The organism is Mesorhizobium sp. M1C.F.Ca.ET.210.01.1.1 (assembly GCF_004791585.1).
In the GTDB taxonomy this organism is placed as follows: Bacteria; Pseudomonadota; Alphaproteobacteria; order Rhizobiales; family Rhizobiaceae; genus Mesorhizobium.
The window spans coordinates 114,652-138,724 of the sequence record NZ_SRUU01000009.1 but is presented as its reverse complement, the minus strand read 5'-3'; the positions used below and the strand labels follow the sequence as shown (position 1 = coordinate 138,724).

The 24,073-nt window shown below is 64.3% G+C and carries 22 protein-coding genes; 11 read left to right on the top strand and 11 right to left on the bottom strand.

Annotated elements, in window-relative coordinates:
* Positions 1–26: 26 nt before the first annotated feature.
* The 5 genes from EN853_RS12770 to EN853_RS12750 all read right to left on the bottom strand — a co-directional run bounded on the left by EN853_RS12770 (position 27) and on the right by EN853_RS12750 (position 4,671).
* Complete coding sequence (locus EN853_RS12770; RefSeq protein WP_127860082.1) at positions 27–467, bottom strand: VOC family protein; 441 nt, start codon at positions 465–467, stop codon at positions 27–29.
* Positions 464–1,189, bottom strand: coding sequence for a FadR/GntR family transcriptional regulator (locus EN853_RS12765; protein ID WP_127860083.1), 726 nt, complete (start codon positions 1,187–1,189; stop codon positions 464–466). The genes EN853_RS12770 and EN853_RS12765 overlap by 4 nt, the downstream gene beginning before the upstream one ends.
* Positions 1,186–2,622, bottom strand: a complete 1,437-nt coding sequence (locus tag EN853_RS12760) for an FAD-binding oxidoreductase (protein WP_127860084.1) — start codon at positions 2,620–2,622, stop codon at positions 1,186–1,188. Before EN853_RS12760 ends, EN853_RS12765 begins: the two co-directional genes overlap by 4 nt.
* A 143-nt stretch (positions 2,623–2,765) precedes the next feature.
* The gene (locus tag EN853_RS12755; RefSeq protein ID WP_127860085.1) at positions 2,766–4,046 is read right to left on the bottom strand and encodes a M23 family metallopeptidase; all 1,281 of its coding nucleotides are present in this window, start codon (positions 4,044–4,046) and stop codon (positions 2,766–2,768) included.
* A 157-nt stretch (positions 4,047–4,203) separates the two neighbouring features.
* Complete coding sequence (locus EN853_RS12750; protein ID WP_127860202.1) at positions 4,204–4,671, bottom strand: peroxiredoxin; 468 nt, start codon at positions 4,669–4,671, stop codon at positions 4,204–4,206.
* 96 nt (positions 4,672–4,767) lie between these two features.
* Between EN853_RS12750 and EN853_RS12745 the strand changes: the two genes are divergently transcribed.
* A complete protein-coding gene (locus EN853_RS12745; protein WP_127860086.1) occupies positions 4,768–8,178 on the top strand; it encodes a DUF3971 domain-containing protein in 3,411 nt (1,136 codons plus the stop codon).
* Positions 8,179–8,191: 13 nt separating this feature from the next.
* Here EN853_RS12745 and tyrS read toward each other — a convergent pair whose 3' ends face one another.
* On the bottom strand, positions 8,192–9,445 hold the full coding sequence (tyrS, locus tag EN853_RS12740; RefSeq protein ID WP_127860087.1) for a tyrosine--tRNA ligase: 1,254 nt from the start codon (positions 9,443–9,445) through the stop codon (positions 8,192–8,194).
* A gap of 235 nt (positions 9,446–9,680) precedes the next feature.
* Here tyrS and EN853_RS12735 point away from each other — a divergent pair, with 235 nt between their 5' ends.
* Both EN853_RS12735 and EN853_RS12730 read left to right on the top strand, forming a co-directional pair.
* Entirely contained in the window at positions 9,681–11,324 is a 1,644-nt protein-coding gene (locus EN853_RS12735; RefSeq protein ID WP_127860088.1) for a glycosyltransferase family 39 protein, read from the top strand.
* A gap of 40 nt (positions 11,325–11,364) precedes the next feature.
* Positions 11,365–12,216, top strand: a complete 852-nt coding sequence (locus EN853_RS12730; RefSeq protein WP_127860089.1) for a phosphatase PAP2 family protein — start codon at positions 11,365–11,367, stop codon at positions 12,214–12,216.
* A gap of 14 nt (positions 12,217–12,230) precedes the next feature.
* Here the strand turns inward: EN853_RS12730 and EN853_RS12725 are convergent, their stop codons facing one another.
* Positions 12,231–12,905, bottom strand: a complete 675-nt coding sequence (locus EN853_RS12725) for an alpha/beta hydrolase (RefSeq protein ID WP_126093582.1) — start codon at positions 12,903–12,905, stop codon at positions 12,231–12,233.
* A gap of 265 nt (positions 12,906–13,170) precedes the next feature.
* Here EN853_RS12725 and EN853_RS12720 point away from each other — a divergent pair, with 265 nt between their 5' ends.
* From EN853_RS12720 to sufA, 7 genes are all read left to right on the top strand, one after another.
* The gene (locus tag EN853_RS12720; RefSeq protein WP_127860090.1) at positions 13,171–14,331 is read left to right on the top strand and encodes a cysteine desulfurase family protein; all 1,161 of its coding nucleotides are present in this window, start codon (positions 13,171–13,173) and stop codon (positions 14,329–14,331) included.
* 224 nt (positions 14,332–14,555) lie between these two features.
* Positions 14,556–16,082, top strand: coding sequence for a Fe-S cluster assembly protein SufB (gene sufB, locus EN853_RS12715; RefSeq protein ID WP_127860091.1), 1,527 nt, complete (start codon positions 14,556–14,558; stop codon positions 16,080–16,082).
* 26 nt (positions 16,083–16,108) lie between these two features.
* Positions 16,109–16,864: a Fe-S cluster assembly ATPase SufC gene (gene sufC, locus EN853_RS12710; RefSeq protein ID WP_127860092.1), complete on the top strand. Its 756-nt coding sequence runs from the start codon at positions 16,109–16,111 to the stop codon at positions 16,862–16,864.
* A 25-nt stretch (positions 16,865–16,889) separates the two neighbouring features.
* Positions 16,890–18,161, top strand: a complete 1,272-nt coding sequence (gene sufD, locus EN853_RS12705) for a Fe-S cluster assembly protein SufD (protein WP_127860093.1) — start codon at positions 16,890–16,892, stop codon at positions 18,159–18,161.
* Between the two features lie 104 nt (positions 18,162–18,265).
* The gene (locus EN853_RS12700; RefSeq protein WP_127860203.1) at positions 18,266–19,507 is read left to right on the top strand and encodes a cysteine desulfurase; all 1,242 of its coding nucleotides are present in this window, start codon (positions 18,266–18,268) and stop codon (positions 19,505–19,507) included.
* 4 nt (positions 19,508–19,511) lie between these two features.
* Complete coding sequence (locus tag EN853_RS12695) at positions 19,512–19,898, top strand: SUF system Fe-S cluster assembly protein (RefSeq protein ID WP_127860094.1); 387 nt, start codon at positions 19,512–19,514, stop codon at positions 19,896–19,898.
* 167 nt (positions 19,899–20,065) lie between these two features.
* A complete protein-coding gene (gene sufA / locus EN853_RS12690) occupies positions 20,066–20,446 on the top strand; it encodes a Fe-S cluster assembly scaffold SufA (protein ID WP_127860095.1) in 381 nt (126 codons plus the stop codon).
* 18 nt (positions 20,447–20,464) lie between these two features.
* On the opposite strand, the gene EN853_RS12685 is transcribed toward sufA, so the two are convergent.
* Both EN853_RS12685 and EN853_RS12680 read right to left on the bottom strand, forming a co-directional pair.
* Positions 20,465–20,881 carry a RidA family protein gene (locus tag EN853_RS12685; protein ID WP_245517130.1) on the bottom strand — a complete coding sequence of 139 codons (417 nt, stop codon included), beginning with the start codon at positions 20,879–20,881 and terminating at the stop codon, positions 20,465–20,467.
* Positions 20,882–20,938: 57 nt separating this feature from the next.
* Positions 20,939–21,436 (bottom strand): GFA family protein, encoded by a 498-nt coding sequence (locus EN853_RS12680; RefSeq protein WP_127860097.1) that lies wholly within the window; start codon positions 21,434–21,436, stop codon positions 20,939–20,941.
* A gap of 89 nt (positions 21,437–21,525) precedes the next feature.
* On the opposite strand from EN853_RS12680, the gene EN853_RS12675 reads away from it, so the two are divergent.
* A complete protein-coding gene (locus tag EN853_RS12675) occupies positions 21,526–21,849 on the top strand; it encodes a TfoX/Sxy family protein (RefSeq protein ID WP_127860098.1) in 324 nt (107 codons plus the stop codon).
* A gap of 59 nt (positions 21,850–21,908) precedes the next feature.
* Here the strand turns inward: EN853_RS12675 and EN853_RS12670 are convergent, their stop codons facing one another.
* Complete coding sequence (locus EN853_RS12670) at positions 21,909–22,826, bottom strand: pseudouridine-5'-phosphate glycosidase (RefSeq protein ID WP_127860099.1); 918 nt, start codon at positions 22,824–22,826, stop codon at positions 21,909–21,911.
* 50 nt (positions 22,827–22,876) lie between these two features.
* The gene (locus EN853_RS12665; protein WP_127860204.1) at positions 22,877–23,815 is read right to left on the bottom strand and encodes a carbohydrate kinase family protein; all 939 of its coding nucleotides are present in this window, start codon (positions 23,813–23,815) and stop codon (positions 22,877–22,879) included.
* Positions 23,816–24,073: the final 258 nt, after the last annotated feature.

The window sequence follows — 24,073 nt, the reverse complement described above, 5'->3', positions numbered from 1 at the left end:
GGCCGCTCCCTCTGGCGCGGCGTCGTCTACGGCTGTTCGTCGTGGTAGTCGCCAGGGCCGCCGTCGAGCCAGGCGTAAAGCTCCCAGAGCGTATCGTCCGGGTCGGTGAAATAGGCGCAGCGCGCATTCCAGACATAGTTTTCGGGCGGCCCGTAGAAGGGCACGCCCTTGGCGCTGAGTTCGGCGTGCAGCCGGTCGATATCGCCAGGTGTGTCGAGCCGGACCGCCACGCAGACTTTGTGCGCATGGTGCGGCGATCTCAGCTTCGAAACGCCGGTATGCCGGTTGATGTGGTCGAGCTCCCACGCGGCGAGCGTGACGCCCTCGCCATGAAAGTCGGCAAAGCCTTCGGCGCGGCGGCGCAGCCGGAAGCCGAGTTTCTCGACATAGAAGTCGACTGTGCGCTCGATGTTCTCCACCAGCAGGCAGACGTCGGAGATGCGGGTGACGCTCGCCGGCATGGTCATTTCGCTCCACGAAGTGGCAGCTTGACCCCGACGCGATCGGCCGCGCCGACAATGTGGGCGCGCATCGCTGCTTCCGCCGCTGCCGGATCGCCCGCCACCAGCGCCTCGTAGATGCGCACATGCTCGCCGACATTGACCTCGACGAGATCGTGCAGAGGGTTGGTCAGGCGGGCGTAGTGGATCGAGTGCCGGATCTGCTCGCAGACGAAAGAGATGAAGGTGTGAATGTAGCTGTTGCCGGTCGCCCGCGCGATCTCGCGGTGGAAGAGCAGGTCGGCGTCGATGCTGCCTTCCTCCCAGCGCTCCTCGCCGCTCATGCGGTCGAGCGCCGCCTTGATCGAATCGAGATGCTCCTGCCCGCGACGCGCCGCGGCGAGCGCCGCCGACTCGGCCTCGAGGATGCAGCGCAGCTCGAACAGCCGCTCCATATTGTGCGTGTCCTTGAGCGCCTCGCGGTCGATACGGATAGCGGCCCGCTGCTCCGGCGCCAGCACGAAGGCGCCGATGCCTTGGCGGGCCTCGATCATACCGTCGGCCCTGAGCTGGGCGATCGCCTCGCGCACCACGTTGCGGCTGACGCCGAATTTGTCGGAAAGCTCCTGCTCGGTCGGCAGCCGCGCGCCGGGGTTCAACTCGCCGGATTCGATCTCGCGGCTGAGGAAGGCGGCGACCCGGTGCGGCAGGGTCTCGACGGTGCCGATGGCGGCCAGTCTTTGTTTCATGGAAAAGTCTCCGTCGAGGGCAGCAGGCAGCCGGGATTCATCATCCCGTTGGGATCGAAGGCGGTCTTCAGCGCGGAGACCATACGGCGATGCGTCGGCGAGAGCCCGTCCCAGAATTCACGCCGACGGCTGCGGCCGATGCCGTGCTCGGCGCTGATCGAGCCGCCGAGGTTGACTGCAATGTCGTAGAGCCCCGCCGTGACTTCCGCGCCGCGCGAACGCGCTTCGCTTTCCCCGAGCGCGAGCGGCGGCAGCACATTGAAATGAATGTTGCCGTCGCCGGCATGGCCGTAGGCAAGGGGGATCCAGCCGCGATGTTCGAGCGCGACGAAGCGGCGGGCGCGCTCGATCAGGGCCGGCATGTCGGAAATGCGCACCGACAGATCGGTGCGCACATGATAGCCGCGCCTCGCCTGGCCTTCGACCAATCCCTCGCGGATCGCCCAGAAGGTCTTCGCCTGGGCGCCGCTAGTGGCAAGGACCGCGTCGCTCACCAGTCCTTTTTTCATCGCATCGCCAAGGAAGCCGGCCAGCACGCCGTTGAGGTCGATGGTCGGCCCTGAGGACAATTCGATCAGCACCTGGACGGGCGCCGAGACCGGCTCCGTCATTGCAGGGTCGATCAGCCGGGCCATCTCGATGCACTCGGAACCGATGATCTCAAAAGCCGAGATCAGGTCGCAGCAGTCGCGGCGCGCCCGGTTGAACAGCGCGATGGCCGCCTCGAAGGAGGCGAGGCCGAGATAGGCCGTTTCGGTACGGGCCGGTTTCGGGAACAGCTTGACCTCGACGCCGGTGACGATGCCGAGCGTGCCTTCCGAGCCGATGAAAAGCTGCTTCAGGTCGTAGCCGCTGTTGTTCTTGCGCAGACCAGAGAAGCCGTTCCACAGTTCGCCATCGGCGAGCACGACTTCCAACCCGAGGATCAGATCGCGCGCCATGCCGTAGCGCAGCACATTGACGCCGCCGGCATTGCTCGCCGCGTTGCCGCCGATCTGGCAGCTGCCTTGCGCGCCGAGCGCCAGCGGAAACAGGCAATCCTGTGCCTCGCTCGCGTCCTTGATCGTTTGCAGCACGCAGCCGGCGTCGGCCTGCAGCGTGAAGTTCTCAGGATCGATTTGGCGGATGGCATTCAGCCGCTCCAGGCTGACGACGACCATGCCGGCGCCATTCGTGTCGATGGCGCCCGAAACCAGCCCGGTGTTGCCGCCCTGCGGAATGACGCCGAGGCCCAACGCGCCGCAAAGCCGCATCGACGCCTGCACCTCGGCAACCGAAGCCGGTCGCAACACTGCGAGGGCGCCGCCGCGATAGTCGCCCGCCCAATCGCCAAGATACTTCGCCATCCCTGCCGGCTCGGCAGTCAAGCCATTGCGCCCGACGGCGCCTTCGAGGGCGTCGAGAACGTCTGGCGAAAGGCTGTGAGCGGTCATCGGCGGCGCAATTTTGGTGTCAGGCGATAGGGTGATACATATCATCCTACAACTTAATCCGAGTCAATCCGGCGTAACTTCCGGCTGGCAGGTCAAACTGGGATGGACGGATAAAGCTCGCCGGTGTGCAGCGAGCGAAAGCACTACAGGAACTGCGCTACCTTCTTGCCGACTGCGAGGAAGCGCAGCGGGTCGACCGCCTCGCCATTGTGGCGCACTTCGTAGTGGAGATGCGGGCCGGTCGAGCGGCCACTGCTTCCCGTCTTTCCGATCACGTCGCCGGCGGCGAGCTTCTGGCCGACGGCGACGTCGATTTCGCTCAGATGCCCGTAGCGCGTGGCAAAACCGTTGCCGTGGTCGACCTCGACCATGCGTCCGTAGCCGCCGTTCCAGCCGGCCTTGGTGACAATTCCGGCGGCCGTGACCTTGGCCGGCATGCCGATCGGTGCCCGGAAGTCCATTCCCGTGTGCAAGGCGGCCGTGCCGAGGATCGGGTCGGTGCGCACGCCGAACGGGCTGGTCACCGCATGGCCTGGGGCGGGATTGGTGAGCGGCAGTTTGCGCGCTTCCTTCTTGATTTGATCAAGAGCATCAAGAGCTTCGTCCAGCTCCTTGACCTTGCTGTCAAAGATCAGCGAGGAATCGAGGGGGACCAGGGGGCCGCCGACATCGTTCTTGTCAAGCTCGGCGTCGACCGGCAAGCCCGCCGCTTCGAGCGCCTGACTGATCGCGTCGGCGTTCTTGTAGGCATTGTCCGCAAGCGTGGTGATGCGGGTAAGCTGCTGGCTCTCGATGGCCTTGAGCGATGCGTTGATCGATACGAACAGCCTGTCGGCGCGATCCGCGGCGGTTTCGCTATCGAGCGGGTCGGACCGGGTCGACCACAGCGAGAAGGGCCTTGTATCGCCGGCGCTCAAGGATGCGACGGAGTAGGCAGAGCCCTGCGAAAGGCCGCCGGTTGCGTCGGCATGCTCGTCGGGCTTCGTCGTGGTATCGGCCGCGGCGGGCGCATCGCCGACTTCGCTTTCGGCGCGTTCGAGGATCGGTCCGAGCCGCCCATGGCGCTGGCTCAGCTGGGTCTGCCTGGCCAGCAGCTCGCTGACCTTGGTTTCCATGAGCTGCTGGTCGAGAAGCTGGCGGCTCGTGATGCGGTCAACCTGGGCGCGCAGCGCGGAGATGCGGTCCTCATAGGCCTGCTGCATGCGCGCCTGCCTGGCCGTGGTAGCGCCGATCAGGTCGTCGCGCAGGACCAGATAGGAGGTGGCGAGGAGATAGCCGATGGCGATCGCCGCGAGCGCCGATCCGATGAACGCGACCAGCCAGGGGCGGATGGTGAAATGCTTGATCTCGTTGCCCCTGGCGATGATGACCGTGTGGGGCTCCTTGCGCCTGCCGAAGACCGTTGACTGACCGTTTGGTTTCACGGGACCGAGCTTTCGTTACGACTCCAACGACAGGCCGGGATTACACATTATTAGGGTTAACAAAGCTTTGTCGGGCAGGGCTTCGCGGTAACGAATGCCCGTTGTGCAGGCGATGGGTTGCAGGAGCTTGTTGCGGCCGGCGGTGCGGGTAGGAGACTTAAAGAGCCCGCACCGTCTCCAGCACCTCTTCGGCATGGCCCTTGACACGGACCTGCCGCCAGATGCGGGCAATCCGTCCGTCCCCGCCGATCAGGAAGGTGGCGCGCTCGACGCCCATGTATTTGCGGCCGTACATCATTTTCTCGACCCACAGATGGTAGGCCCCTATCACCTTGCGCTCCTCGTCGGCGACGAGGTCGACAGTGAGATCGTACTTCGCCTTGAATTTGTCGTGTTTCTTGACGCTATCGGGAGACAGCCCGATGACCACGGCGCCCGCCTTCTCGAATTCCGGCATCAGCTGCGAGAAGCCGATCGCCTCATTGGTGCAGCTTGTGGTGTCGTCCTGCGGATAGAAGTAGAGTACGACAGGCTTTCCCCGGACTGCAGAGAGGCTGAGAGAGCCGCCGCCGTCGCGCGGGAGATCGAATTGCGGCGCAACGTCGCCCACTGCGAGATCAGCCATATCGATGCCCTTGTCTGAGGTTACGCGCGGATCGAGCATCGATATAACGTAAGGCGGGGATTCGTCCACGACGAGTTCGTTACAACGGAATATTGCGTGGATCAGGAGCACCCGCAGCACGAGAAGATCAGGTTCAGGCGTGACGAAATCACGGACCTGGGGACGTTTCCGTCCGCGTGCGGCGTGCCGCCACTCGGCCGCGCTTCGGTGCGCCGCCGCTTCCGCGCCGTCGGCCGGGTGCTCGCCGGGCTCTGCGCGCTCCTGCTTCTTGCAGCGGCAGGCGTTTATGTGCTCGGCACGTCCGGCATCGGCACGGAGCGGCTTCGCGCCGAGGCCGAGACAGCCATCGAGAAGCTCGCCGGCGTCGATGTCAACGTCACGGTCGGACCGGCGCGGCTGACGCTTGACGGATCGAGCTTCGTCGCGCTGCAGGTGAGCGACGTCAGCCTGAAGACCGCCGATGGCAAGCCGATGGCCGATGTCGGGCGTGTCCGCTTCGGCATTCGCCTGCTGCCGCTGCTGTCCGGCGACGTCCGGCTGACCAGCGCCAGGTTTTCCGATGCCCGCATCATGGTTGCCGCGATGCCCTCCGGCGGCGGCGACTGGACAACGGCGCTGCGCAATGAAGACGGTCTGGTCGATCCGGAGAAGGTGTCGGCGACGGTGTTTTCCGGCGTCAACGAGGCACTGGATGCGGTGCGTGCGGATTCGATGCGCCAGATCGACCTCAGCAATGTCGAATTCGAGCTGCCAGTGGGCGGATCGGTCAAGCGCGTGACCGTCACCGAGGCCACGGTCGCGCAAACCGGCACGGGCAGCATGGAACTGTCTGCTGATGCCGATGTCGACGGCAGGCTCGTCAGCCTCACTGCTTCCGCCGCCCGCGATCCGAGCGCCAGGCGGATCGCATCGCTGGACGCCAGCCTCGGGGTTGCCGACGCCAGCGGAACGCCGGCTCAAGGAAGCTCAGGCGGCGGAAACTCCGGCGCCCAGAGCGGCAAGCTCGGTTCGGTCGCGCTGAAATTTTCGGGCGCCGAAGCGTCCGGCGAAACGCCATCGCGGCTGACGGCCTCGCTGTCGCTCGGCGATTCGGTGCTCGATCTCGGCTCGCGCGGGCTGCTGCCGGCTGATGTCGATGCCAATGCCACGCTGGTGGCGGGGTCCAACAAGATCTCGGTCGACCGGCTGCTGATCAAGACCGGCCGCTCGACCTTCGATTTCGCCGGCTCGATCGGGCCGAAGCCAGCAGCCGCGGGCGAGGAGCCGTCCTACCGCTATGATCTCATCAGCGACGGCTCGACGCTTGCCCCATCGGAATCGCCGGAACCGGCGCTTCAGTTCCTCGCCCGCATTGCCGGTGTCTACCAGACCAAGAGCCGCAAGCTCGTCGCCGAGCAGATCGGCGTCCGCTCAGGCGGTTCGAGCGAGGTGCTGGGCACGGCGTCGCTTGCGTTCATCGACAATGGCCCGCCGGGCATATCGCTTTCGCTCAATGTCCACGACATGCCTGTCTCGCATGTGAAGCAGTTGTGGCCATGGTTCTCCGCCCGCAACGCGCGGCTTTGGGTGCTGGACAACTTGTTCGGCGGCCGCGTCGTCGACGCCAACCTGCAGTTCCAGGTCGTGCCGGGGCGGCTGGGCAACGGCGTTCCGCTTTCCGGCGACGAGGTGTTCGGCCGCTTCCAGGTCGAGGGCTCGCGCTTCGATACGGCCGGCCGCATCCCCCCGATCCGCGACGCGGTCGGCGTCGTTGCCTTCCACGGCAACGATGTCGACATCACGCTGTCCTCGGGTAGCGTCTATATGCCGAGCGGCCGCACCGTGGCTGCAAGCGGCGGCACGCTGACCGTGAAGCAGGCGAACCGCTCGCCGGTCATCGGCGCGCTCGACATCGACGTCGCCGGTGAAGCGCCGGCAATCGCCGAGCTCGCCTCCTTCGAGCCGATCAACGCCATGCGCCATGTCGGCCTTGCGCCGGAGGATTTGAGCGGCACCGTCACCGGCCACGTGCGGGCCGACATTCCGCTGACCTCCGGCGTCGACACCTCGACGCTCGATTGGCTGGTGGCGCTGGACTACCAGGATCTTTCCTTGGCCAAGCCGTTCGAGGACCAGACGGTGACCGAGGCCGACGGCTCGATCACCGTCAGCCCGGACCGCGCGGTGATATCGGCCAAGGCCAGGCTCAACGGCATTCCGGCGGAGCTCGATCTCGTCGAACCGCTCGAGGACAACGGTCCGCCGCGCAGCCGCAAGGTCGAGCTGGTGCTCGACGACAAGACGCGCGACGCGACGATGCCCGGCCTTTCGCCGCTGCTTTCGGGAACGATCAAGGTGGCGATCGACAAAAGCGGGCAGGGCGGTCAGGACGTGTCGGCCGACCTGACCAACGCAAGGCTCGACATCCCATGGGCCGGGTGGAGCAAGGGGGCAGGCATCCCGGCCAAGGTCACCTTCACCATGGCGAAGTCCGGCGGCACCACCACGCTGTCCGATTTCGATCTCGAGGGAAAAAGCTTTTCGGTCGGCGGCGATGTGACGCTGGTCAACGGGGCGCTGTCCTCGGCCCGCTTCAGCAGGGTCGCGCTCAACAGGGGCGACGACGTCGCGGTCTCAGTCAAACGATCGGGCAAGAATTATGCGGTGGATATCAGCGGCGAATCCCTCGACGCCCGCTCGCTCATCAAGCAGTTCACCTCGGACGTCGACACCGCGACGAAAGGCGCAGGCGCCGACGCGATCTCGGTCAGCGCCGACGTGAAGTCGCTTACCGGCTTTCACGACGAGGTGCTGTCGAACCTGAAGCTGGATTACAGCGGTGCCGGGTCGCGCGTGAACGGCCTCGATGTCAGCGCGACAGCGAGTTCGGGCGCGGCGATCACCGTCAAGAACATGGCCGGCGAGGGCAGCCGGTCGCTCAGGATGAAATCGGCCGACGCCGGGGCCATCCTGCGGTTCCTCAACATCTATGAGCACATGGAGGGCGGGGCGATCACGCTGTCGCTCTCGGGCGCCGGCGACGGGCCGATGAAGGGGCAGGTCGACGCCAGCAACTTCTATGTCGTCAATGAGCCGAAGCTAGCGTCGATCGTGTCGACCAAGCCGGTCGGCGACACGCGCAGCCTCAATCAGGCGGTGAAGGCCGACATCGACACCTCAAGAGTGCAGTTCGAGCGCGGCTTCGCCGAGATCGACAAGGGGGCCGGCTATCTCAGATTGGCCAACGGCGTGCTGCGCGGTCCGCGAATCGGCACCACCTTCCAGGGCACGCTCTACGACCAGGACAACAATATGGACATGACCGGCACCTTTATGCCGGTCTACGGGCTGAACCGCATCTTCGGCGAATTGCCGCTGTTCGGGCCGCTGCTCGGCAACGGCCGCGACCGCGGCCTCATCGGCGTAACCTATCGCTTACGCGGCAACGCCAACAAGCCGACCCTCAACATCAATCCGCTGTCCGTGGTGGCGCCCGGGATCTTCAGGTCGATCTTCGAGTACAGGTAAGACGGCCGGTTAATCAGACCGGCCGCACCAGGACGTGCTTCTTCCTGCCGAGCGAGAGCTTTACGAAACCCTCCGCGCCCAGATCCTGAAGCGTCACCATGCGCCGATCGTCCGTCACCGGCTGGTCGTTGAGACGCACCGCGCCGCCCTGGATGTGCCGGCGTGCCTCGCCATTCGATCCCGCCAGTCCGGCGGTCACGAACAGCGAGAGGATGCCGATGCCGGCCTCGAGATCGGCCTTGGCCACCTCGACGCTCGGCAGCGTGTCGGCGAGCGCGCCTTCCTCAAAGGTCTTGCGGGCGGTCTCGCTCGCCGTCTCGGCGGCGGCCCGGCCGTGCAACATGGCGGTGATCTCGGTGGCGAGGATCTTCTTGGCCTCGTTGATCTCCGAACCGCCGAGTTTTTCGAGCCGCGCCACCTCGTCGAGCGGCAGCGTCGTGTAGAGCTTCAGGAAGCGGCCGACATCGGCGTCCTCTGTGTTGCGCCAGTACTGCCAGAACTCGTAAGGCGACAGCATGTCGCCGTCGAGCCAGATCGCGCCCGAGGCCGACTTGCCCATCTTGGCGCCGGACGACGTGGTGAGCAGCGGCGTGGTCATGGCGAAGAGCTGCACGCCTTCCATGCGATGGCCGAGATCGATGCCGTTGACGATATTGCCCCACTGGTCGGAGCCGCCCATCTGCAGCCTGCAGCCGACGCGCTTGTAGAGTTCCACGAAATCGTATGCCTGCAGGATCATGTAGTTGAATTCGAGGAAGGACAGCGACTGCTCGCGATCGAGCCTGAGCTTGACGGAATCGAAGGCGAGCATGCGGTTGACGGAGAAATGCCGGCCGACATCGCGCAGGAAATTGACGTAGTTGATCTCCATCAGCCAGTCGGCGTTGTTGACCATGATGGCGTCGCCGGCGCCTTCGCCGAATTTGAGGTAAGGGGTGAAATTACGGCGGATGCCGGCGAGATTGTCGTCGATGTCCTGCGGCGTCAGCAGCTTGCGCGCCTCGTCCTTGAACGAAGGATCGCCGATCATCGAGGTGCCGCCCCCCATCAGCGCGATCGGCCGGTGGCCGGTCTGCTGCAGCCAGTGCAGCATCATAATCTGGATCAGCGACCCGGCATGCAGGCTCTTCGCCGTCGCGTCGAAACCGATATAGGCGCTCACCGTTTCCCTGGCGAAGAGCTGGTCGAGGCCGGTTTCATCCGAAATCTGGTGGATGAAGCCCCGCTCGCTCATGATGCGCAGGAAATCGGACTTGAAGGCGGACATTTTTTCTTCCCGGAGTTCGCCCGGCGCTTAAGCCAAAGCGTGACATGAAGGCGCGCGTTTAGCATCAGCGAGCGATCAGCAAAAGTGGTTTCCGGTTTTGCGTTCGATCGCCCGCAATGGCGCGCATTCTTGCTTCGTCCCCTTTGCTGGCGTAATGAGGCGCCCGCGCAAGGGCAGCGCGCCCCAAGCGCCGCGACGGGGCTATCCCGCAGATCAGATCGGACAAGCTCCCGCGATGAACAGGAACATCCTTATCCTCTTTCTGTTCAGCATCGTCATGTCCGTCAGCGGCCTGGCGAGCCTGCCGCCGATCGACCGCGATGAATCTCGTTTCGTTCAGTCGACCAAGCAGATGGTCGAGACCGGCGACTACATCGATATCCGCCTGCAGGATGTCACGCGCTACAAGAAGCCGATCGGCATCTACTGGCTGCAATCAGCCGCCGTTGCGCTGAGTGGCGAGGGGGCGCAAGCGCCGATCTGGGTCTATCGACTGGTCTCGATGCTGGGCATTGCGCTCGCCGTCGTCGGCATAGGCTGGACGGGCACGAAACTCTTCGGCGCCGATGCGGGCCTTGCCGCCGGGCTGATGATGGCGGCGATCTTCGCCACCGCCTTCGAGGGCCGCGACGCCAAGACCGACGCCATGCTTCTGGCCTGCTGCGTGGCCGCGCAAGGCGCGCTGGCGCAGGTCTATCTCGCCGCCCGCCGCAAGGAGCCGGTTGCCAGTCATTTGCCCTGGATCTTCTGGATCGCGCAGGGGCTGGGCATCCTGATCAAAGGACCTGTCGCGCCGCTGCTGTCCTTGCTGACGGCGGCCGCGCTGTTTGCCTTCGATCGTGACTGGCGCTGGCTATTGAAGCTGAAGCTGGTGCGCGGCATCGCGACCGTGCTGGTCATCGTGCTGCCCTGGATCGTTCTGATCAGCTGGAAGAGCGGCGGCGCCTTCTTCCAGGAAGCTGTCGGCAAGGACATGCTGAACAAGGTGGCGCAAGGCGAGGAATCGCATGGCCTGCCGCCGGGCTTCTACATGCTCACCTATTCGTTGTTCATGTGGCCTTTCGGCCTGATCGCGGTCGGCGCTGGCTTGCAGGCCCTCAACCGCTTCTGGGACGATCCGCGCCTGCGCTTCTGTCTTGCCTGGTACATTCCGTTCTGGCTGGTGTTCGAGGCGATCCCGACCAAGCTGCCGCATTATGTGATGCCTGCCTATCCCGGCATGGCGCTGCTGATCGGCTGGCTGCTCACCTTGCCGGCCGACCAGGCTGATGCGCCGCTGAAGCGCTGGCAGAACTGGCTGTGGTGGTCAACGGCCTTCGGCGTGGTCGTCGTGTCGATCGGGCTGGCCGCGGTGTGTATCGGGGCGCCGATCTATTTTGCGAAAGCCTTTTCCTGGTGGAGCATCCCGGCGGCAATCGCTGCTTTGGTCACCGGCTATCTCGCCTTCCCGCGCCAATTGCAGGTTCCGCTCGGGCGCATCGCCGCGATCGCCGTCGGCGCCGGCATCACCTTCAGCCTGCTGTTCGGGGTCGTTGCACCGTCGCTGAAGCCGATCTGGCTGAGCCCCGCTATCAAGGCCGCCGTCGATGCCAACCGTCCTTGCGATACTACCGGGCTCGCATCGTCTCCCTATCACGAGCCGAGCCTGGTGTTCCTAGTCGGCACCAACACCGTGCTGACCGATGTTGACGGCGTCGCAAAGCACCTGCTAGCCGATCCGGCTTGCGCGCTGGGACTTGCGCCGGTGAAGGACGAGCAGAAGCTCAACGAACTGCTTGCCGGGCAGGGCAAGTCGGCGAAGCGGCTTACCGAAATCGACGGGCTCAACTATTCGTCAGGAGACAAGCTGTCGCTCGGCCTTTATCGGGTGGCGCAGTGAGGAATAGTGTCGGGCCCCAAAAACCCCTGTAGACTCAGCCATGTCCGCCGTCGCCCTTTATCGCCGCTCGCTCGGCAATTTCCTCGACACGATGCGCATCGTGAAGCGGCGCTTTGCCGTGCGCCCGGCGCGCTATCCCGAGAATGCGTGGGTTGTCTGGGTGTTCGCCTGGCTCCTGCTCGCCGCGGCCGCTTTCCTCAGCCTCGACAGCGCCGCCGGCAGGATGCGCGGAGTGTGGACGCCGGGTTTCGTTCATTTCACCGATTTCTTCACGGATTTCGGCCTGGGCGGCTGGTACCTCATCCCGGCGGCTCTCTGTTTCGTTGCAGCCAATCTGACGGACTGGCGGCGCCTTTCCCGGCAAACGCGCCTTCTCGTCTACAACTGGACCTGCTTCGCCTTCCTGGTGCTTTGCGCCGTCGGCCTTTCCGGGCTGGCGGTCAACCTGCTGAAATACGGCATCGGCCGGGCGCGCCCGCTCTACTTCAACGATTTCGGCGTGCTGTCGCTGCATCCCTTCGCCATGGACGCGCGCTTCGCCGGCTTTCCGTCCGGCCATGCCACGACGATGGGCGCGGTGTTCGGCATTCTTTTGCTTTTGTTCCCTAAGCGCTGGCACATCGCGCTGGCGGTCACGGCCTGCATCGCCTCGACGCGCGTCTTTGTCGGCGCGCACTATCCAAGCGACACGGTAGCTGGCTTCGGGCTTGGCCTCGCCTTCGCGATTGTCACGGGACTAGTCTTCGCGCGGCTCGGCTTCATCTTCCAGCGGCCGTCCTCGACCAGGCCGGTGCCGAAACGCACGTTCCGGCTGCGATGGTCGAGCGGGTCGAAGGACAGAATAGCGTCGGCCCGGCAAAGCCGCGAACGCCTGACAGCCGACCACTCTTAGGGGCGTTTCGCGGTCTATCTCAGCCGCTTCGGCCGCGGATCGGCGAGCTCGCCCGCCAGTCGGCGGTCGAGGTAGTCGGCGCATTCCTCGATCAGCAATTCGGCGTGGTTGGCGAAGAAATGATTGGCGCCGGGCAGCGTCTTCTGCGTGATGGTGATGCCTTTTTGCGTGTGCAGCTTGTCGACCAGCGTCTGCACGTCCTTCGGCGGCGCCACCTTGTCGGCATCGCCATGGATGATGAGGCCGGACGACGGACAGGGCGCCAGGAACGAGAAGTCGTAGGTATTGGGCTGCGGGGCGACCGAGATGAATCCTTCGATCTCCGGCCGGCGCATGAGCAACTGCATGCCGATCCAGGAACCGAAGGAATAGCCGGCGACCCAGCAGCTCTTGGAATCGGGATGCAGCGACTGCACCCAGTCGAGCGCGGCGGCCGCGTCCGACAGTTCGCCGGTGCCGTGGTCGAACTCGCCCTGGCTGCGGCCGATGCCGCGGAAATTGAAGCGCAGCGTGGTGAAATCGCGCTTCTGGAACATGTAGAAGAGGTCGTAGACGATCTTGTTGTTCATCGTGCCGCCGAATTGCGGGTGCGGATGCAGGACGATGGCGATCGGCGCGCTCTTTTCCTTGGAAGGCTGGTAACGGCCCTCCAGGCGACCAGCCGGACCGGCGAAAATGACCTCAGGCATAAAATACTCCACATGGCATATCAAAGCGCTTGCCCCGAACTTGCTTTGGCCCGGAACTCTTCCCTTGGCCCATTCTGTGGCCTTGACGCCGGGCAAGCGCCTTCCTAGAAGCTAGTTTAGAATTGTTCAAAACTGGGTGGCCGAAACGCGATAATCCGGCCGCCCGCGCCGCAAGCCGGGTAAATAGGACGGCTTGCCTTGCAATTTCAAGGAAATAACGCGCTATCCTCGCGGAATGGCTGCTGACAGGATCGACGGAAGGAAAATGGCCGCAACCCGCGCCTATCTCGACTACAACGCCAGCGCGCCTCTCATTGCAGAGGCGCGGGCGGCGATGGTCGTCGCGCTCGATGCCGCCAATCCGTCGTCGGTTCATTCGGAAGGCCGCGCGGCGCGGCGGCTGATCGAGGACGCCAGGCGTGACGTGGCAGGGCTGGTCAACGCCAGGCCCGAGCATGTCGTGTTCACGTCGGGCGCGACGGAGGCCGCGTCGACGCTGCTCACCCCTGACTGGCAGATGGGACGCGGCGCCGTCCGCATGGGCCACCTCTATGTCTGCGAGGCCGATCATCCTTGCATCCTGGGCGGCGGACGCTTTCCGGCCGCGCAGGTGACGCGGATCGGCGTCGATCAAAATGGCATCGCTGATCTCGAGGCGCTGACAAGGGCGCTGGCTGCGCATGGCAAGGCCGGCGGCCTGCCGCTGGTGGCGATCCATGCCGCTAACAACGAGACGGGCGTGATCCAGCCAATCGGCCGTATCGCTGAAATCGTCAAGGCGGCGGGCGGGGTCCTCGTCGTCGACGCCGTGCAGGCGGCCGGACGGATTCCGATCGATATGTCAGTCGGTTATGCGGACTATTTGATCTTGTCTTCGCACAAGATCGGCGGCCCGAAGGGCGTCGGCGCGATCGTCGCTCAGTCCGACCTGATGATGCCGAAGCCGCTGGTCAATGGCGGCGGCCAGGAGAAGGGCCATCGCGCCGGCACGGAGAACCTTCCCGGCATTGCCGGCTTCGCCGCCGCGGCGCGGGCGGCACTTGCTGGCCTGGATGAGATGGAACAGGTTGCGCGCCGCCGCGACGGGATCGAGGCAATCGTGAAGGAACTCGTCCCGGACGCTGAAATCTTTGGAGCGGCGGCACCAAGGCTTGCCAACACGACATTCCTCGCTATTCCGGGCATCAAGGCCGAGACGGCGCAGATCGCTTTCGATCTTGCAGGCGTAGCGCTGTCGGCCGGCTCCGCCTGCTCGTCGGGAAAAGTCGGACCGAGCCATGTGCTGAAGGCGATGGGGCATGCCGATAGCCTTGGCGCCTTGCGCGTCTCGATCGGCCGCGCCACGGGCGGCGAGGAGATCGAGGCGTTCCGGAAAGCCCTGGCGGGCGTTGTCGCGCGCCGGGCCGGGAAGGAAAAAGCTGCCTGACGGCGGCAGGAGCATCGGATGCGGGCCTAGGGCTCCCGAATCCGGTTTGAAATGAAATTCAGGCCATCCGGCCTGGTAGAGCCGTGCGTTTCGTCTTGGCCGGGTGAATTCCCGGCGGGAATGCACTATATGGAGCTTACTCCGCTTCAAGTCCCTCGGGGCAGCGGCGGTGCCATAGTTTGAAAACTGTCGGGCCTTGACCCCGGCGTGGATGGAGAACGCTTATGCCTGCTGTGCAGGAGACGATCGATCGAGTCCGAAAGATCGACGTCGACCAGTATAAATACGGATTCCAGACAGAGATCGAGATGGACAAGGCCCCCAAGGGCCTGAGCGAAGACATTATTCGCTTGATCTCCGAGAAGAAGGGCGAGCCGGACTGGATGCTGGAATGGCGCCTGGGGGCCTATCGCCGCTGGCTGACGCTGGAAGAGCCGACCTGGGCGCGCGTCCACTATCCGAAGATCGACTTCCAGGACATCCATTATTACGCGGCGCCGAAAAGCACGCCCGGCCCGAAGTCGCTGAGCGAGGTCGATCCTGAACTGCTCAAGGTCTACGAGAAGCTCGGCATCCCGCTGAAGGAACAGGAAATCCTCGCGGGCGTGCAGAAGACCGAGAAGACTGAAGAGTCGGAGCTGGAGGAAGCCAACGACAACGTCTACAAGTCGGGCCGCGTCGCGGTCGACGCCGTGTTCGATTCTGTCTCGGTCGTCACTACCTTCAAGGAGGAGCTCGCCAAGGCCGGCGTCATCTTCTGCTCGATCTCGGAAGCGATCCGCGAGCATCCGGAGCTGGTGCAGAAATATCTGGGCTCTGTCGTGCCGACCACCGACAATTTCTATGCCACGCTGAATTCGGCCGTGTTCACCGACGGTTCTTTCGTCTTTGTGCCGAAGGGCGTGCGCTGCCCGATGGAGCTCTCGACCTATTTCCGCATCAACGAGAAGAACACCGGCCAGTTCGAGCGCACGCTGATTATCGCCGAGGAGGGGGCCTACGTATCCTATCTCGAGGGCTGCACGGCGCCGCAGCGCGACGAGAACCAGCTTCATGCGGCGGTGGTCGAACTCATCGCGCTTGACGATGCCGAGATCAAATATTCGACGGTGCAGAACTGGTACCCCGGCGACGCCGAGGGCAAGGGCGGCATCTACAACTTCGTCACCAAGCGCGGCGACTGCCGCGGCGACCGCTCGAAGATCTCGTGGACGCAGGTCGAGACCGGCTCGGCCATCACCTGGAAATATCCGAGCTGCATCCTGCGCGGCGACGACTCCAGCGGCGAGTTCTATTCGATCGCCGTTTCGAACGGCTATCAGCAGGTCGACAGCGGCACCAAGATGATCCATCTCGGCAAGAACACGTCGAGCCGCATCATCTCCAAGGGCATCGCCGCGGGCTTCTCGCAGAACACCTATCGCGGCCAGGTTTCGGCGCACCGCAAGGCGGCCAACGCGCGCAACTTCACCAACTGCGACTCGCTTCTGATCGGCGACCAGTGCGGCGCGCACACCGTGCCCTACATGGAAGCCAAGAACGCGACGGCGAAGTTCGAGCACGAGGCGACGACGTCGAAGATCTCCGAGGACCAGAAGTTCTACGTCATGCAGCGCGGGATCCCCGAGGAAGAGGCGATCGCGCTCATCGTCAACGGCTTCGTCAAGGACGTCATCCAGCAACTGCCGATGGAGTTCGCTGTCGAGGCGCAGAAGCTGATCGGCATCAGCCTAGAGGGTTCGGTCGGCTGACCGCAAAAGATATTCAGGAAAGAAATATGCTTGAGATAAAGAACCTGCATGCCCGTATCGTCGACGACGGCACCGAGATCATCCGCGGCCTGGACCTGACGGTGAAAGCCGGCGAGGTCGCCGCCATCATGGGGCCGAACGGCTCCGGCAAGTCGACGCTGTCCTATATCCTCGCCGGCCGCGAGGACTATGAGGTCACCGAGGGCGACATCCTCTACAACGGCCAGTCGATCCTGGAAATGGATCCGGCCGAACGCGCCGCCGCCGGCATCTTCCTCGCCTTCCAATATCCGATGGAGATACCGGGCGTCGCCACCATGGAATTCCTCAAGGTGGCGATGAACGAGCAGCGCAAGGCGCGCGGCGAGGAGCCGCTGAAGGTTCCGGAGTTCCTGAAGCGCGTGAAGGAAGCGGCCGCCTCGCTCAGCATGGACATCAACATGCTGAAGCGGCCGCTCAATGTCGGCTTCTCCGGCGGCGAGAAGAAGCGCGCCGAGATCCTGCAGATGAAGCTTCTGGAGCCGAAGCTCTGCGTGCTCGACGAGACCGACTCCGGCCTCGATATCGACGCGCTGAAGATCGTCGCCGATGGCGTCAATGCGCTGCGCTCGCCCGACCGCGCGATCGTCGTCATCACCCACTACCAGCGCCTGCTTGAGCACATCGTGCCGGACAGCGTGCACGTTCTCTACAAGGGCCAGGTCATCAAGTCGGGCGACAAGTCGCTGGCGCTCGATCTCGAAACCAACGGCTATGCCGGCGTGATCGGCGAAGCCGCGTGAGATGGGGCCGAGTGAGGCGAGAGCAATGAACATGCACGCACAGCCCCAGCGGACACTGGCCGAGACGGCGCTGATCGATGCCTTCGGCGAGCGGCTGTCGCTGCTGCCCGGCGACGGCGCGGTGATGGTCAAGCGCGACGACGCGATCGAGGCCATCAAGCACGGCCTGCCGACGCGGCGCGTCGAATCCTGGCACTATACGGACCTGCGCCGGCTGCTGACCTCGGTGCCGGCCTTCGAGGCGGAGGTGGCGGCGAAAGCCCTCGACCCGGTCCTCGACGGCTCCGCCGTGCTGCCGGTGCTGAACGGCGCCTCGAGCGCCAAGCTACCCGACGTCGAAGGCGTCACGGTGCAGCGCCTGTCGGAAAAGCTGACCGATGGAAGCGTCGCCCCCGGGCTCGACCCTTACGGCGCTGACGACGCGATCGGCGCGCTCAACACGGCCTTCGTTGCCGATGGCTATTTCGTCGACATCGCCGATGGCACCCAACTGGAAAAGCCGATCGAACTGCAGAACCTGCAGTCCGGCGGCCAGGCGCACGTGCGGCTGCTGACGCGGGTCGGCGCCGGCGCCAAGGCGATTATCGTCGAGCGCCAGGCAGGCGAGGGCGGCGATGCCCTCATCAGCTCGGTGAGCCAGCTCGTCCTCGACGAAGGCGCCGAGGTGACCTGGCTGATCGTGCAGGAGCAGCCGGACACGGCCACGCATCTCGCCCAGTTCAAGGCGCATATCGGCAAGGACGCCAAGCTGACCCTGTTCGTGATGAATGCCGGCGGCAGACTGGTGCGCCAGGAAGTCGTGGTGCGCACAACGGGCGAGGGCGCCGACTTCAAGCTGCGCGGCATCAACCTCCTGGCCGGCGACACGCATACCGACACCACCATGGTGCTCGACCATACCGTGCCGCATACGACCTCGACCGAAGTGATGCGCAATGTGGTGACCGGCAAGGCGCGCGGCGTGTTCCAGGGGCGCATCAACGTGCATCAATACGCGCAGAAGACCAACGCCAAGATGGCCTGCAACACGCTGCTCCTGTCGGACGACGGCGAGTTCTCGACCAAGCCTGAGCTGGAGATCTTCGCCGACGACGTCGTCTGCGGCCATGGCGCGACCGTCACCGAGATCGACCACGACCACCTGTTCTACCTGATGGCGCGCGGCATCGACGAGAAGACCGCGCGTGGGCTTCTGGTGAAGGCGTTCGTCGCGGAAGTGATCGAGGAACTGGACGACGAGGCGCTGGTCGACGCGCTCGAAGCACGGCTCGACGGCTGGTTTTCGACGCACGGGTAGCGCCCAGCCTTCTCCCCTTGTGGGAGAAGGTGGATTGGCGCGGAGCGCCAAGACAGATGAGGGGTGCTGGAAGGATCGCGGCCTTGGCCGACAAGGACTTCGAAATGGACCAGAAGATCGAAACCACTCCCTATGACGTCGAGGCGATCCGCCGCAACTTCCCAATCCTGTCGCGCCAGGTCTACGGCAAGCCGCTGGTCTATCTCGACAATGGCGCTTCGGCGCAGAAGCCGCAGGTGGTGCTCGACACCATCCAGCACGCCTATGCCGAAGAATACGCCAACGTCCATCGCGGCCTGCATTTCCTGTCGAACGCCGCGACCGACGCCTACGAGAAGGCGCGGGAGTCGGTCCGCCGCTTCCTCAACGCGCCCAGCACCGACAACATCGTCTTCACCTCCAACACCACCTCGGCGATCAACACGGTCGCCTATGGCTGGGGCATGCCGAGGATCGGCGAAGGCGACGAGATCGTGCTCTCGATCATGGAGCACCACTCCAACATCGTGCCCTGGCATTTCATCCGCGAGCGACAGAGCGCCAAGCTGGTCTGGGTGCCGGTCGACGATCTTGGCGCCTTTCATATCGAGGAATTCGAAAAGCGGCTGACCGATCGCACCAAGCTCGTCGCCATCACCCAGATGTCTAATGCGCTGGGCACGGTGACGCCGATCAAGGAGATCGTGCGCATCGCGCATGCGCGTGGAATTCCCGTCCTCGTCGACGGCAGCCAGAGCGCCGTGCATATGCCGATCGACGTGCAGGACCTCGACTGCGATTTCTTCGTCTTTACCGGCCATAAGGTCTACGGCCCGTCGGGCATCGGCGTGCTCTACGGCAAGAAGCACATGCTGGAAGAGATGCGGCCCTTCATGGGCGGCGGCGAGATGATCGAGGAGGTGACGCAGGACATCGTCACCTATAACGAGCCGCCGCACCGTTTCGAGGCCGGCACGCCGCCGATCGTGCAGGCGATAGGGCTCGGTGCCGCGCTCGAATATATGGAGAAGGTCGGCCGCGATCGCATCGCCGCGCACGAGGCGGACCTCAAGGATTACGCGCATGAGCGGCTCAGGGCCATCAACTCGCTGCGCATCTTCGGCGACGCACCGGGCAAGGGCGCCATCATCTCGTTCGAATTGCAGGGCATCCATGCCCATGACGTGTCGATGGTGATCGACAGGCAGGGCGTGGCCGTCCGTGCGGGCACCCATTGCGCCCAGCCGCTGTTGAAACGCTTCGGCGTGACCTCCACATGCAGGGCGTCGTTCGGCATGTATAATACGAGGGCCGAAGTCGACGCTTTGGCCGATGCGCTGGAAAAGGCGCGAAAGTTCTTCGGGTGAGACCATGGACGATGTGAGCACCACCGCAGAGACCGCCCCGGCTGGGAACGGTATCGTTTCGGCCTCGGCGATCCCCGCCGAGGAGCTGGCGCGGCTGACCGACGACATCGTCTCGGCGCTGAAGACGGTCTACGACCCGGAAATCCCGGCCGACATCTACGAACTCGGCCTCGTCTACAGGATCGACATCGAAGACGACCGTACGGTCAAGATCGACATGACCCTGACCGCGCCAGGCTGCCCGGTGGCCGGCGAGATGCCGGGCTGGGTCGAAAATGCGGTCGGCGCCGTCGAGGGTGTTTCCGGTGTCGAGGTCAACATGGTGTTCGACCCGCCATGGACGCCCGACCGGATGTCGGAAGAGGCGCAGGTCGCGGTCGGATGGTACTAGATGTTTTTTGGCGCAATTCCGGACGGAAAACCGCTGCGCACTTTTCCTGGAATTGCTTTGGTATCGCCCCAACAAGATTGGCTGACTTGCAGCAAAGGTGAAACTTCACCATTTTAAGGGCAGACTCATTCCGCGGGCCTTGAACCCGCGCGAACGTGGAGAATGACATGGGACGCTTCGCCGTCATCACGATGACCGACAAGGCCGCGGACCGCGTGCGCGAGATCGTTGCTACCCGCGAGAACGCCAGCGGCATCCGCCTCGGCATCAGGAAGGGCGGCTGCGCCGGCATGGAATACACGATCGATCTGGTGTCCGAGCCGAACCCCAAGGACGACCATGTCGAGCGCGATGGCGCGCATGTCTATGTCGCGCCGGAAGCGGCCCTCTTCCTGCTCGGAACCGAGATGGATTTTGAGCAGACGACGCTGCGCACCGGTTTCACCTTCAGAAACCCGAACCAGAGCTCGGCCTGTGGCTGCGGCGAATCTGTCGAGCTCAAGCCGGCCGACCTCAAGGCGCTGGCCGAGGCGCGCGCTTCGGCCTGAGGGCCTCCTGGCGTTTGCTCAGTCCGGTAGCGCGGCTATGACGACAAGCTCGACGACCAGGTCTGGCTGCGCGAGAGCGGCAACGCCGATCACCTCTGACGGTGGCGGATTGTTGTAGCTGCAGTGTTTTGGGCAATGTTCGGCGAAGAACTCGTCCAACACGTCCAGGCGGAAATTCGGTGAACTAAGGACGCCGCCGGACGGAAAAGGTCCTTTGACGTAGAATGTGACCTTGACCAGATGGTCGAGCGAGCTGCCAAGCTCTTCCAGATCCGCTTTGATATTGGCAAGGACCGCGCGCCATTGGCTGGCCGGGTCGCCGATCGCGCCGCCCTGGTGGTTCGACGGATCGTAATCGTCAACCGTGGCGGTGTTGCCACAGAGAAAAACATAACCTTTCGCGTCCGTGACGACCGTGCCTTTGCCCCAGGGCATCAGACGATCGCCTTTGAATTTCTTGTATGTCGTGAGGTTCATTTTAGCCTCCCGTTACTAATCCACCCACATGCCGGTCCGTTTGTGCCAATCGGCGATCGATTCCTCGGGATAGACCTCGAACACCTTGTCTTTCTTGCCGATCACCGGCTCGACCCAGTTCGCCTTGTATTTCAGCATCAGGTGCACCTTTTCCGGCGGCGTCGGCAGGTCGCTGTCGATGGCTGACGCGAACGGATGGACGAGGTCCGGCCAGGTCGGGTCGTAGAGCCAGAGTGCTGATCCGCATTTCCGGCAGAAGTTGCGCTCGCCCGTCGAGACATCGCAATGCGGATGCTCGTCGTCCTCGATCTCGGCGCGGTAGACGCCGAGGCTGCGCTTGCCACTGATTTTCAGCGTTTCGTAGTCGGCGCCGAGGTTGATGGCAAAACCGCCGCCGCCCTGCTGCTTGCGGCAGATCGAGCAGTAGCAGAGCATGAACGGCACCGGCGTGTGGCTTTCGACTTCGAAGCCGACGGCGCCGCAGCGGCAGGAGCCTTTGAGCAGGACAGGCATGGAGAGAGCTCCGTTTTCGTGTCTCAACTTGTCAGCATGCCTTTGGTTGCGGCGATGACAAGACCCATGCCGGATGAGATGATCGCGGCATGGACAATGCGCGCCTTGAAGAACTGTTCGAAAGCCTGGGGCCGATCAGCATCCGAAAACTGTTCGGCGGAAAGGGCATCTATTGCGACGGCGTCATCGTCGCGGTCGTCGTGCGCGGCGAGCTGATGCTGAAGGCTGACGAGGAGAGCATTCCGGATTTCGAGGCCGCCGGCTGCAGCCAGTGGACCTATACCGGCTCGCGCCATGGCAAAGAGGTGGCGATGCCCTATTGGAGCGTTCCCGACGACGCCTTCGATGATCCCGACGAAATGGCGATCTGGGCGCGGCGGGCTTACGAGGCCGGACGGCGAGCCGGAAAGTAAGCCGTTGCTTTACGCAAATCCGAACGGAAAACCGCCATGCGCTTTTCCCGGGATTGCTCTTACAGCGCCTTCGCGATCTCCGCCGCCAGCCGCGCATTGTTTTCGACCAACGCGATGTTGGTCTTCAGGCTGCGGCCGCCGGTCAGCTCCAGGATCTTCGACAAAAGGAACGGCGTCACCGCCTTGCCGGTGACGTTGAGCGCTTCGGCCGCCTTCTGCGCGGCCTTGATGTAGCCGTCCATCTCCGCTGCCGGTATCTCGTCATTTTGCGGCACCGGATTGGCGATCAGCACGCCGCCGCCGAGGCCCAGCGCCACGCGCGTGCGGTAGAAATGCGCGATGTCCTGCGGTGCATTCAGCGTCAGCGGCGCGCGGAACGGCGATTGCCTCGACCAGAAGGCGGGCATCGTCTCGCAGCCATGGCCGATGACAGGCACGCCGCGCGTCTCCAGCACTTCCAGTGTCTTCTCGATGTCGAGGATCGCCTTGGCGCCGGCCGAGACGACTATGACCGGGGTGCGCGCCAGTTCGTCGAGGTCGGCCGAGATATCGAAGCTCTTTTCCGCGCCCTTGTGGACGCCGCCAATGCCGCCGGTGGCGAAAACCTTTATCCCGCCCATATGCGCGGCGATCATGGTGGCCGCAACCGTGGTGCCGCCGGTGCGCCTTTGAGCGACGGCAAAGCCGAGATCGGCGCGCGACAGCTTCATGGCGTCGCCGGTCATGGCGAGCGATTCGCGCTCGCCGTCGGAAAGGCCGATCTTGATGCGGCCATCGACCACGGCGATAGTCGCCGGCACCGCGCCGCCGTCAACGATGATCTGCTCGACCTTGGCCGCCATCGCGCCATTGTCGGGGTAGGGCATGCCATGGGTGATGATGGTGCTTTCCAGCGCCACCACCGGCCGCCCGGCGGCAAGCGCCTCCGCCACCGGCGGATGGATGTCGATGAAGGGGCGGGCGGTCTGGGGCGTCATGTCTGTTCTCCAGTCCGGAGAAAACACTCCGGCAAGATGGTCTGGTGGCGCTATGCCACCTCCCGTGCCTCCGGCACAAGGGCAAGCTCCTGCGCGAAACCGGCGGCGGTGAAGGACGGGACGGCCTCCGCGCTCTCGATGGCGAGCATCGCCGCGGCAACACCTTCGCGCAGCGCTGCCCGCAAAGGCAGGCCGCGCAGCAGCGCGGCAACCGTGGCCCCTGTCAGCGCATCGCCGGCGCCGGTCACGTCGGCGACCTGTCGCGGCGCCGGCGGATCGATGGCAAAGACGCCGGATTGATCGAAGCCCAGCACCGGCGCGCTGCCGGCTGTGATCACGCCCGCCGCCAGCCCCAATCGCTTCACCGCGTCGACAAGATCCCGGCCGGACATGTCGGCGCCGGCGAGCGCTGCCGCCTCGCGGCGGTTCATGAACAGCAGCGATAAATCGCCGAGCAGCGGCGCCAGCCGCACCACCTTGGCCGGCGAGATGGCGATGGCGAAGAGCGGCCTGCCGCCGGCTTGCGCAACGAGACGCTCGAGCGCTGCTGTTGGCAGGTTCGCGTCGCAAAGGATCGCGTCAACTCCGGCGATCGCCTCGCGCACCTTGGCGCGGCGGATCTGCTTGGGGAATGCGAGGTCGTAGAGGCCCATATCGGCGAAGCCGACGATCAGCTCGCCCTCGGTGTCGATCAGCGCCGTGTAGCTCGGGGTCGTGCGGTCGAGGAACACCACCGAAAGATCGTCGATGCCGGCGCCGGCGATCGCCGATGCGACGGTTTCCGCCGCAGCGTCGCCGCCGCGCACCGAAAGCAGCGAAGCCGACACGCCGCGCTTCACCACGCTGCGCAGTGCGTTGAAGACGCCGCCGCCGACATCCTCGCGCATGATACCGGGGTTGGAAGCGGCGGGCACGTAGGTGCCCGACACCTGGCCGCGCCGGTCGATATGGGCGCCGCCCAGAGCCAGGATTCTTGGGGATGTCGGCATGCGGGAGAGGTGACCTTCGTTGATTGTTCGCGTGCGCACACTAGGTTTCCGTGCATCGCCCCGCAATCGCTGACGCGATTCGGGCCGGCTGGACGTCAAAATCTCTGTTAGGCCAGCACGCCGGTGCGCTCTAGCTATAGTGAGACAAAACTAGAACAAATCCAGATATTGATTGTTTTTCAGTCAGTTGTTACCCCTTGCCAAATGAGAACAAAAAAGGTACAAAACTGCAGGGATCACGGATTGTCCGGCCTTCAT